Source organism: Thalassobius vesicularis, assembly GCF_004799325.1.
Taxonomy (GTDB): Bacteria; Pseudomonadota; Alphaproteobacteria; order Rhodobacterales; family Rhodobacteraceae; genus Thalassobius; species Thalassobius vesicularis.
In genome coordinates this window covers 1-641 of sequence record NZ_SSMD01000028.1, presented here as the reverse complement: position 1 = coordinate 641, position 641 = coordinate 1, and the positions used below count along the sequence as shown (strand labels likewise).

The following is a 641-nucleotide window of genomic DNA, read 5'->3' as shown; positions in this document are numbered from 1 at the left end:
TTTGCGGTTTTGCGCGGCCGGATATCCTCAAGCGCTGCATAGAACGCAGGCAGCACCAGCAAGATCAGAACTGTCGCCGCCAGAAGGCCAAAGACGACCGAGATCACGAGTGGCTTCAGCGTCTGGGCTTGTGTCGATGTTTCCAACAGCAGAGGGGCCATTCCCATGATGGTGGTCGACACCGAGACAAAAATCGGTCGGAAGCGCGACCTGACGGCCTCTCCCGCGGCCAGCGCGGCTGAAAGCCCGTCTGCGCGGCGTTCATTGATGACGCCGACCAACAAAATCGCGTTGTTCACAACAATACCGGCAAGTGACGCGGCTCCAACCAGAGACGGCATGGAAATGTTGTAACCCATCAGGACATGGCCCCAGATCACACCAAGAAACGCAAGCGGAATGGTGATCATAACGATGAACGGCTCAACATAGCTTCTGAACTGGAAGCTGAGCACGATGTAGATACCTACCAACCCGATCAAAAACCCGCGCAGGATCGAGGCGACGGTCTCGGCTGAATTTGCCGCTTGTCCACCAACTTCGAAGTCGAGACCAGGGGTTGTAGTCACCAAATCAGGGAGAAAACCCTCAGCCAGTTGAGCGGTGATAGCGTCAGCATTGCCGATGCGACCGTCTACGTC

Annotated in this window: 1 protein-coding gene; it reads right to left on the bottom strand. The window is 56.3% G+C overall.

From position 1 onward, the window contains the following. On the bottom strand, positions 1-641 hold a 641-nt coding region (locus tag E7681_RS18635; RefSeq protein ID WP_136340765.1), incomplete at both ends, for an efflux RND transporter permease subunit.